At 43.3% G+C, this 9,173-nt stretch carries 8 protein-coding genes and 1 pseudogene; 6 read left to right on the plus strand and 3 right to left on the minus strand.

The features are described from left to right. Window positions 1-18 precede the first annotated feature (18 nt). The 5 genes from EWV84_RS22575 to ppsA all read left to right on the plus strand — a co-directional run bounded on the left by EWV84_RS22575 (window position 19) and on the right by ppsA (window position 6,382). The gene (locus tag EWV84_RS22575) at window positions 19-1,575 is read left to right on the plus strand and encodes a M16 family metallopeptidase (protein ID WP_287080232.1); all 1,557 of its coding nucleotides are present in this window, start codon (window positions 19-21) and stop codon (window positions 1,573-1,575) included. A 28-nt stretch (window positions 1,576-1,603) separates the two neighbouring features. Continuing rightward, on the plus strand, window positions 1,604-1,747 hold the full coding sequence (locus EWV84_RS22580; protein ID WP_287080234.1) for a hypothetical protein: 144 nt from the start codon (window positions 1,604-1,606) through the stop codon (window positions 1,745-1,747). Between the two features lie 51 nt (window positions 1,748-1,798). Next, window positions 1,799-3,247, plus strand: a complete 1,449-nt coding sequence (locus tag EWV84_RS22585) for a M16 family metallopeptidase (RefSeq protein ID WP_287080236.1) — start codon at window positions 1,799-1,801, stop codon at window positions 3,245-3,247. Between the two features lie 73 nt (window positions 3,248-3,320). Then, window positions 3,321-3,575: a UPF0175 family protein gene (locus tag EWV84_RS22590; RefSeq protein WP_287080239.1), complete on the plus strand. Its 255-nt coding sequence runs from the start codon at window positions 3,321-3,323 to the stop codon at window positions 3,573-3,575. A gap of 365 nt (window positions 3,576-3,940) precedes the next feature. Further along, the gene (gene ppsA / locus EWV84_RS22595) at window positions 3,941-6,382 is read left to right on the plus strand and encodes a phosphoenolpyruvate synthase (RefSeq protein ID WP_287080242.1); all 2,442 of its coding nucleotides are present in this window, start codon (window positions 3,941-3,943) and stop codon (window positions 6,380-6,382) included. Window positions 6,383-6,540: 158 nt separating this feature from the next. Here ppsA and EWV84_RS22600 read toward each other — a convergent pair whose 3' ends face one another. The 3 genes from EWV84_RS22600 to cbiE form a co-directional block, all read right to left on the minus strand. Next, window positions 6,541-6,879: a hypothetical protein gene (locus tag EWV84_RS22600; RefSeq protein WP_287080244.1), complete on the minus strand. Its 339-nt coding sequence runs from the start codon at window positions 6,877-6,879 to the stop codon at window positions 6,541-6,543. A gap of 125 nt (window positions 6,880-7,004) precedes the next feature. Continuing rightward, window positions 7,005-7,637 (minus strand): Uma2 family endonuclease, encoded by a 633-nt coding sequence (locus tag EWV84_RS22605; RefSeq protein ID WP_287080246.1) that lies wholly within the window; start codon window positions 7,635-7,637, stop codon window positions 7,005-7,007. Between the two features lie 133 nt (window positions 7,638-7,770). Then, a complete protein-coding gene (gene cbiE / locus EWV84_RS22610) occupies window positions 7,771-9,039 on the minus strand; it encodes a precorrin-6y C5,15-methyltransferase (decarboxylating) subunit CbiE (protein ID WP_286824773.1) in 1,269 nt (422 codons plus the stop codon). Window positions 9,040-9,102: 63 nt separating this feature from the next. On the opposite strand from cbiE, the pseudogene EWV84_RS22615 reads away from it, so the two are divergent. Beyond that, a pseudogene (locus EWV84_RS22615) lies at window positions 9,103-9,173 on the plus strand (DUF3782 domain-containing protein); the annotation flags it as partial.

Raw genomic sequence — 9,173 nt, forward strand, 5'->3', positions numbered from 1 at the left:
TATCTGATAAAACTATCCATGGTCATTAAAAATAACCCCTATTATCGGGCTTTCATCGGCTTTTGGCTCGCTTTCCTTGTGTTTTGGGGTTTTGGGAGTTTCTCACCCCTTCTTGCCCAAGCGAAAGAGCAATCAGCCGATGTGCAATCGATTACCCCCTACCTTAAGCAATTTCAACAAAAAATTACCGAATTTCGCCTCGATAACGGAATAAAATTCATTATCCTCGAAAATCGCGATGCCCCGGTTATTTCCTTTGTCACCTATGCGGACGTGGGAGGTGCCGATGAACCGGACGGTAAAACAGGAGTTGCTCACTTTTTGGAACATTTAGCCTTTAAAGGCACAAAAACCATCGGTACTACCGATTATCTTAGCGAGAAAAAAGTCCTCGATCGCCTTGAAGCTATAGACAAAGAACTGCAAGCGGCCAAAAAAGCGGGTAAAAGCGCAGAAGTGGCTAAATTAACCGCAGAATTTCAACAAGCGAGGGCAGAGTCCGAGCAATTCGTCCAACGCAACGAATACGGGCAAATCGTCGAAACTCAGGGGGGAGTCGGTTTAAATGCCACCACTTCCACCGATGCAACCAGCTATTTTTACAGCTTCCCGTCGAATAAATTGGAATTGTGGATGTCTTTGGAATCGGAACGATTTTTAGAACCAGTGTTCCAACGGGAATTTTACAAAGAAAAAGACGTAATTCTGGAAGAAAGACGGATGCGGACGGATAATAGCCCCTTGGGTTTATTAATCGAAGCTTTTCTCGATCAAGCTTATACTGTCCATCCCTACAAACGTCCCGTTATCGGCTACGATCGAGATATTCGCAATCTGGAACCCTCAGATATCCAAAACTTTTTCGATAAATTTTATGCTGCCAGTAATTTAACCATAGCTATCGCCGGGGATGTGGACCCAGAACAGGTCAAACAGTTAGCTAAGGTTTATTTTGGTCGTTTTCCCGCTAAACCAAAACCCCCACAGGTGACAGTAGTGGAACCGGACCAAACCAAAACAAAGGAAATTACCCTAAAATTAGCCTCGCAGCCTTGGTATTTAGAAGGATACCATCGTCCCGCCCTCAATCATCCCGATCATGCGGTTTACGAGGTTATCGCCACTTTAATGAGTGAAGGAAGAACTTCGCGACTGTATAAAGCTTTAGTGGAGGACAAACAACTTGCCCTCGCTGCTCAGGGATTTAACGGCTTTCCGGGAGATAAATACCCGAATTTGCTCTTATTCTATGCTCTTACCGCTCCTAATGCCAGTGTGGAGGAAGTAGCGCAGGGTTTGAATTTAGAATTGGAAAGATTGAAAAATGAACCGGTTTCGGAACAGGAATTAGAACGGGTTAAAAATCAACTACGGGCAGCCCTATTAAGAGGTCTTGATTCTAACATGGGCATGGCGCGATCCTTGATTGAATACGAGGTAAAAACCGGCGATTGGCGTAATTTATTCGCCCAATTAGATGCTTATAATGCTGTCACCGCAGCCGATATTCAACGGGTGGCTAAAGAGACTTTTACCCCCGAAAATCGCACTATTGGCCGAATTTTACCGAAATAGAGAGATGGGGAGATAGGGAAGTGGGGAAATGGGGGAAGTGGGGAAGTGGGGAAGTGGGGGAAGTGGGGAAGTGGGGGAATTTCAACTAAAACCCCATCACCCCCCGCAACGCGCACGCAGTGACCACCCCAACACCCCAACACCCCAACACCCCAACACCCCAACACCCTAAAACCCTAAAACCCTAACACCCTAACACCCAACACCTAAAATAAATATAATCATGAAAAAACGCTTCCAATGGCTAGGTTTAATAGTTATCACCCTGATAGGTGTCCTAGCTTTTCGTTCCCCGGCAATTGCCCAAACTCCGCGACATTTTACCGATTTAACTTTTCCTCCCCTTCCTGAAGTGACAGTTCCCCAATACGAGCGCTATCAACTAGATAATGGTATGGTGGTTTATTTAATGGAGGATCGGAGCTTACCGTTAGTGAGTGGTACGGCGATGATTCGCACAGGAGGAAGATTAGAATCCGGGGAAAAAGTCGGATTAGCTGATATTACTGGAACCGTGCTGCGTAGTGGTGGCACGGAAAAACATCCTTCTAATGTCTTAAATCAATTATTAGAACAAAGAGCAGCCCTAGTAGAAACCTCGATCGATCTTAACGCTGGAACTGCTAGTTTTAGCGCTCTTAGTGAAGATTTAGAAACAGTTTTTAATCTCTTTGCCGAGGTTTTGCGTTCCCCAGCTTTTGAAAATCAGAGGGTAGAATTAGCCAAAGTTCAGGAAAAAGGGGCGATTGCCCGACGTAATGATGATCCCGATGATATTGCTAGTCGGGAGTTCCGCAAGCTAGTCTATGGTGATAATAGCCCCTACGCTCGTACTGTAGAATATAGCACTTTAGCTAATATTGACCGTCAGGATTTAATCGATTTTTATCGTACCTATGTCCGTCCCGACCAAATAATTTTAGGAATTGTCGGTGATTTTGATTCTCAGTCGATGAAAGCATTAATCAATAAAACTTTTGGCAATTGGAAAAATCCCGCAACTGCCACTAAAATTGTCACCCCTTCGGCAACCCAAAAAAATCTTCAAGGTGTCTTTGTCGTCAATCAACCCCAATTAACCCAGAGTAGCGTTTTATTAGGTCATCTTGGGGGTCGTTTGGATAGTCCCGACTATCCCGCTTTAACGGTATTAAATGAGATTTTAAGCGGTTTTGGTGGTCGTTTATTTAATGAAGTACGTTCCCGTCAAGGATTAGCTTATTCTGTCTATGGTGTCTGGAATAGTCGTTATGATTATCCCGGTTTATTTATTGCCGGAGGTCAAACTCGCACCGATGCCACCGTACCTTTTATTAAGGCAATTTTAGGCGAAATCGAGCGCCTTCGCAATCAACCCGTAAGCGCAAAAGAATTAGAAGATGCTAAAAATGCTATTCTCAATTCTTTTGTTTTTAAGTTTGAGAAACCTGCTCAAAATTTATCGCGATTGATGACCTATGAATACTATGGTTATCCCCAAGATTTTATCTTCCGTTATCAACAAGCGGTAAAAGGTGTGACAATTGCCGATATTCAACGAGTGGCACAACAATATCTACAACCGAATCAAATTGTGACTCTAGTAGTGGGTAATGAACAGGAAATTCAACCTCCTTTATCCAGTTTGGGAACTACGGTTACAACTGTTGATGTCACCATTACACAACTATAAATAAATCTAGGTTGGATGGAGCTAAACTAGGTGAAATCCAACCTAAAAAAATGAGATAAATATAGCAGGAGATATGACTTTACAACTCACAATAAATTATCCTGAAAATTTACCCGACTTTCTTCAAAAAACCCGCGAGGAATTCGAGAGAGAAGCAACCTGGGTTATGGTAGTAAAACTCTTTGAGATGAAACGTATTTCATCGGGTATGGCTGCCAATTTATTAGGAGTGGATAGGGTTAATTTTTTATTGAGATTGACCGATTTTGGCGTAGCGATGATTAACTTAACAGAAGAAGAACTATTATCAGACCTTGAAAATGCCTAAAACTGAAGGTGACGTATTGCTAAATTACAGCCCTTCTCATAAAAAAAAGTATAACCTAATTTGGTATTGACTCCTGACTGCTGACGACCGACTCCCCAAAATGAAAACTTCCTATCTCACCATTGAGATAAATGCTGTAACTATTTTGAGATAACTAAGGCTATCATTGAGGAAAATTACTGTTGAGATCCCTGAATAATGTATTAATTTTTGTATAAAAAGCTAGACAATTAAACCCTTTAGAGATAGGGTGATAGTGGCTGAGTTTGCTATTAAGAGTTTTGTAAATAAATATCAAACTCAAGGGTTTTTGAAGATGGTATCTCGCTAAACTGAAAGTATAAAGTACAGAGGTAAAAATACTTATGATGCTACTACAAGATGTTGCGAGAACCTCTAGAGAACAAGCATTAATTCTGTGGTTTGAAGAAGTAGATAGTAAAGATGTGGGATTAGTCGGTGGGAAAAACTCCTCCTTAGGCGAAATGATCCAACAATTAACCCCGAAAGGGATTAATGTCCCCACAGGATTCGCCACCACCGCTTACGCTTACCGTCACTTTGTCGAAAAAGCCGGACTAGACGCACAATTAAGACAAATTTTCCAAGATTTAGACGAAAACGATGTGCAGAACCTGCAAGAAAAAGGTAAACAAGCGCGCACATTAATCTTAAATACACCATTCCCCGATGATTTAAGTCATGCGATCGCTATTGCCTATCGCCGACTCTGTGAACGTTATGGCGATGATCTCTATCATTCCATCGATGTGGCCGTTCGCTCGAGCGCCACTGCCGAAGACTTACCAGAAGCGAGTTTTGCCGGACAGCAGGAAACCTATCTCAACGTCCAAGGGGTGAGGGGAGTTTTAGAAGCTTGCCATAAATGTTTTGCCTCTTTATTCACCGATCGCGCTATTTCCTACCGTCATCATAACGGTTTCGATCACTTTGCCGTCGCCCTTTCCGTCGGTGTCCAAAAAATGGTGCGTTCAGATCTAGCCACCTCTGGGGTGATGTTTTCCATCGATACGGAAACAGGGTTCAAAAATGCCGCTTTAATCACGGCAGCCTACGGTTTAGGGGAAAATGTCGTGCAAGGCGCTGTTAACCCCGACGAATATCTAGTTTTTAAACCCACTCTTAAAAACGGCTACAAACCCATCCTCGACAAACGCCTCGGCAGTAAAGCGATCAAGATGATCTACGATGATGGAGGATCGCGTCTAACCAAGAATATCCGAGTTAACAAGCTAGAACAGGATCAATTCTGCATTAATGACCAGGAAATCCTCACTTTAGCCCGTTGGACGACCGAAATCGAGGAACATTACTCGCAAGTGCGCGGAATCTACACCCCCATGGACATCGAATGGGCAAAAGATGGGATCACGGGAGAACTCTTTATCGTTCAGGCGCGCCCAGAAACCGTACAATCGCAAAAAGCCGCTAATATCCTTAAATCCTACGAAATTAAGCAAAAAAGTGACGTTTTAGCAGTGGGACGGAGTGTAGGTGCGGCAATCGGTCAAGGAAAAGCCAGAGTCATCCTCAGTGTCGATAAAATCAACAACTTTAAACCGGGAGAAGTTCTCGTCACCAATCGCACGGATCCCGACTGGGAACCGATTATGAAACAAGCAAGCGCGATCGTTACTAATCAAGGTGGTCGTACTTGCCATGCCGCTATTATCGCGCGAGAAATGGGCATTCCGGCGATCGTGGGTTGCAATAATGCCACGGAAACGATTAAAACCGGACAGGAAGTCACCGTTTGCTGTGCGGAAGGGGATGAAGGGAAAGTTTACCTCGGATTGCTACCCTTTGAAATTCGCGAAACTCCCCTGGATAATTTGCCCGAAACTCGGACAAAAATCCTGATGAATATCGGTAATCCCGAAAAAGCCTTCGCTTTTGCCGATATTCCTGCCCAAGGTGTCGGTTTGGCGCGTCTAGAATTCATTATCGCTAACCATATTCAGGCCCACCCCAGCGCTTTGCTGAAATTCCACGAATTGGAAGAAGGGGACGTAAAAGACCAAATCGCCGAATTAACCAAACACTACGAGGATAAACCCCAATTTTTCGTCGATAAATTGGCCCGGGGAATTGCCATGATTGCAGCCGCATTCTACCCCAAAGATGTAATTGTGCGGATGTCCGATTTTAAATCCAATGAATACGCTAATTTATTGGGTGGCAAACCCTTTGAACCCAAGGAAGAAAACCCGATGATCGGTTGGCGCGGTGCTTCCCGTTATACTGATCCTAATTATCGCGAAGCTTTCGCTTTGGAATGTCGGGCGCTGAAAATGGTACGGGAAGAAATGGGATTAACTAATGTGATTCCGATGATTCCTTTCTGTCGTACCCCCGAAGAAGGGATGAGAGTCCTCGAAGAAATGGCGAAAAATGGTCTCGAACGCGGGGTTAATGGTTTGCAAGTTTATGTGATGTGTGAGTTACCAAGTAATGTAATTCTTGCTGACCAATTTGCTCAGGTGTTTGACGGATTTTCGATCGGTTCTAATGATTTGACCCAATTAACCTTAGGATTAGACCGGGATTCTGCCCTAGTTGCCCATCTTTTTGATGAACGGAATGAGGGAGTTAAACGCATGGTGAAAATGGCCATTGAAACCGCTAAAGCCCATAATCGCAAAATCGGTATCTGTGGTCAAGCCCCCAGTGATTACCCCGAATTCGCTCAATTTTTAGTGGAATTAGGCATCGATTCTATCAGTCTTAATCCTGATTCTGTCCTCAAAACTTTATTGATTGTGGCAGCAGTGGAGAAAGGACAATAGTTTAGTGACAAAGGTGGGCAAGTCCCACCTTTTTTTGTATTGGTATGTTGACAATATTAATCTAGTTCTGCGTTCATAATACTGGAGTTCTTCATTAAAAAAATTGTTCAAGATTCCCGAATCACAATAAGGTTTTTTGATCGACTTTTTCTTCAAAACTAACCTCTAATTGAATTGATAATATTAGACAGGGAAGAAGCAGCAGATTTTTTAGGAAAAACTTTCATTTCTTGCACTTGAATATTGATTTTTTCTCCATGCAAATACTGCCGAATTAACCCAAAAACATAAACTCTTTTTCCTAATGCTTCTCTAGCTTGTTCAAAAAGTTCTTCAGGAAAAAAACATTTAATAATTTTGTTATCAGTTAGGCTACGAATCCCCATCTTTATCTTTTGACGATTGGCAATATTAATAGATACTAACGGCCCTTCAATAGAGCCATAAATACTATAAAAATTTTGCGTAATTTCATCTACATTATTATCCCTAAACATCAGTTTTTTTGTACTAATTCAACTAAACTAACTTCATCATACTGAAAATACATATAGCCCACTAGGGCTATTTTTTAGTTGTCTCTTAACAAAGATTAACTTTAAACTGCGGTCAAGAGATAAACCTAGATTTCGTCAGGATTAAGGCCTAATTCCCGCAGTTTATTTGCCAATCGTTCCGCTCGTTGTTTTTCCTGATTATAGCTAGTGAAAGCTTGTCCATCGGGATAAAAAAGCAACATTTCCGGTTCTCCTAACTGAAAACGTATTCCTAAACGGGGACTAACCCAATTATCGAGAGTTTCCAGAATTTCTAGCTGATTTTCGCCTCTTATCCCACCACTGGCATCGTTTTTATGGGGATCATAAAGATAATATTCCTCAACCCCATAACGGTCATAAAATAGCTGTTTTTTGGCCATTTCCGTGAGGGTGTTACCCGGAGAGAGGATTTCAAAAACCACCTGGGGACTAATATTATTTTCTAACCATTGTCGATAGGAACCCCTTTCCCCTTTTGGTCTCCCAAAAACTACCATAATATCCGGTGCTTGACGCAGTTTATTATCATTTTCCACGGGATACCAAAGTAAATCCCCCGCAACAAAGACATCAGACTGCTCGCGAAATAGCCAGTCTAAATTAGTTTTAATTGTCGTAATCCAACGAAATTGCAGGGTATTATCCGCCATGGGTTGACCATCGCTATCGGGGTAGATAATTTCAGTGACGTTAGTTTTATCTAGTTGCGAAACCATAAGACTAATTAAAAAGTTAAAACTAGAAAATGTCAACAACTTAATTCTATAATAAAGTCCAGAAGAAGAGGAATTAGAGCAAAAAGTTCTATCTACAACTTTTGCAAGAGAGATCAAGGACAAAATCAAGGATTTACAATCTCGGTTTCACAACAGTCCACTGGGTTACGGGAGCCATTGCTTTCCAACCTAAAAACTTACCGACAGGTTCGGCTTTTTCAATGCCAATCCGCAGCAGTTCCCCGCCTAATTTACTATGCCATTGCAAGAGGACTAATTCACTTTCAATTGTAACAGTGTTAGCAACAAGACGACCCCCGGGGCGCAGGGCTAACCAACAGGTTTCCAATAGGTGGGGTGTGGTGATACCGCCACCAATAAAAATAGCGTCCGGTGGCGGTAAATCTGCCAAGGCGCTCGGTGCAATTCCGGCGACGATTTGCAGATGGGGCGTTCCCAAGGCGGCGGCATTATCGGCAATGTATTGTAATCTGGTGGGATGATGTTCGATCGCAATAGCCTGGCAACGGCGATCGCTACGCAGCCACTCAATGGCAATGGAACCACAACCCGCTCCCACATCCCAGAGCAATTGTCCGGGTAGGGGAGCCAATGTACTCAGAGTGATAGCACGAACTTCTCTTTTTGTCAACTGTCCGTCATGATGGTAAGCAGAATCCGGCAGTCCGGGAAGGCGCGGCGCCCGGGTAGGAGGATGGGAGGAGATACAGCTAATGGCAATGACATTTAAATCTGCCAGATCTGTAAACTGCCAATCGTTGGCGATGCCTTGGATGTGGCGTTCCTGGGTTCCCCCTAGATGTTCTAAAACCGTGATGGAACTTTCGCCAAAACCTGCCTCGGTTAGAAGCCGAGCAGCGATCGCAGGAGTCTCGGCATCGGCGCTCAGTACCAGCAGTTTAGCACCGGGATAAAGCACCCCATTTAACAAAGCCGGAGGACGGCCGCACAAACTCAAAGTTTCTACTTCACTCAGGGACCAACCCAAACGACTACAGGCAAGACTAAAGCTAGAAGGAGAGGGAATAATCGTCATTTCCTCAAGGGGAATCTGACGGGTGAGGGTGACACCAATTCCGTAGCACATGGGATCACCACTGGCCAAAACACAGACGGATTGACCACGACGGCGGATAATCTCGTTCACAGAGTCTTGAATGGGAGAAGTCCAGAGCAGTTTTTGCCGTTGATCCTCTGGGGGTAACATTGCCAGATGACGTTCACCACCGACAATAACTGATGCTAAAGAAAGCAGACTTCGCCCCACTGAACTTAACCCTTCTAAGCCATCTTCACCAATTCCTATGATCGATAGCCATTTCGACTTACAATTGCGATCCGCCATATTAAAAAAAATCGCTACTATTTCATTATCTGCCATCAGGCTCTATCCTTCAAACAAGATATAATCGGGTTAGTGCCAAGTTAATTCAGAGGAAAAATTATGACCACCACCGCCGATGATGTTTGGAAATTATTAGCCGAATTAGTAGAAGCTCAAAAAGAGACAGAAAG

The sequence above is a fragment of the Microcystis sp. M_QC_C_20170808_M3Col genome, assembly GCF_007095505.1.
GTDB lineage: Bacteria > Cyanobacteriota > Cyanobacteriia > Cyanobacteriales > Microcystaceae > Microcystis.

Bases quoted from the DNA above. Each gene is read 5' to 3' on its own strand.
- EWV84_RS22580 (WP_287080234.1), top strand. From the start codon at position 1,604: ATGGGGGAAGTGGGGAAGTGGGGAAGTGGGGGAAGTGGGGAAGTGGGG.
- EWV84_RS22575 (WP_287080232.1), top strand. From the start codon at position 19: ATGGTCATTAAAAATAACCCCTATTATCGGGCTTTCATCGGCTTTTGG.
- EWV84_RS22605 (WP_287080246.1), bottom strand. From the start codon at position 7,637: ATGGTTTCGCAACTAGATAAAACTAACGTCACTGAAATTATCTACCCC.
- cbiE (WP_286824773.1), bottom strand. From the start codon at position 9,039: ATGGCAGATAATGAAATAGTAGCGATTTTTTTTAATATGGCGGATCGC.
- EWV84_RS22585 (WP_287080236.1), top strand. From the start codon at position 1,799: ATGAAAAAACGCTTCCAATGGCTAGGTTTAATAGTTATCACCCTGATA.
- EWV84_RS22590 (WP_287080239.1), top strand. From the start codon at position 3,321: ATGACTTTACAACTCACAATAAATTATCCTGAAAATTTACCCGACTTT.
- ppsA (WP_287080242.1), top strand. From the start codon at position 3,941: ATGATGCTACTACAAGATGTTGCGAGAACCTCTAGAGAACAAGCATTA.
- EWV84_RS22600 (WP_287080244.1), bottom strand. From the start codon at position 6,879: ATGTTTAGGGATAATAATGTAGATGAAATTACGCAAAATTTTTATAGT.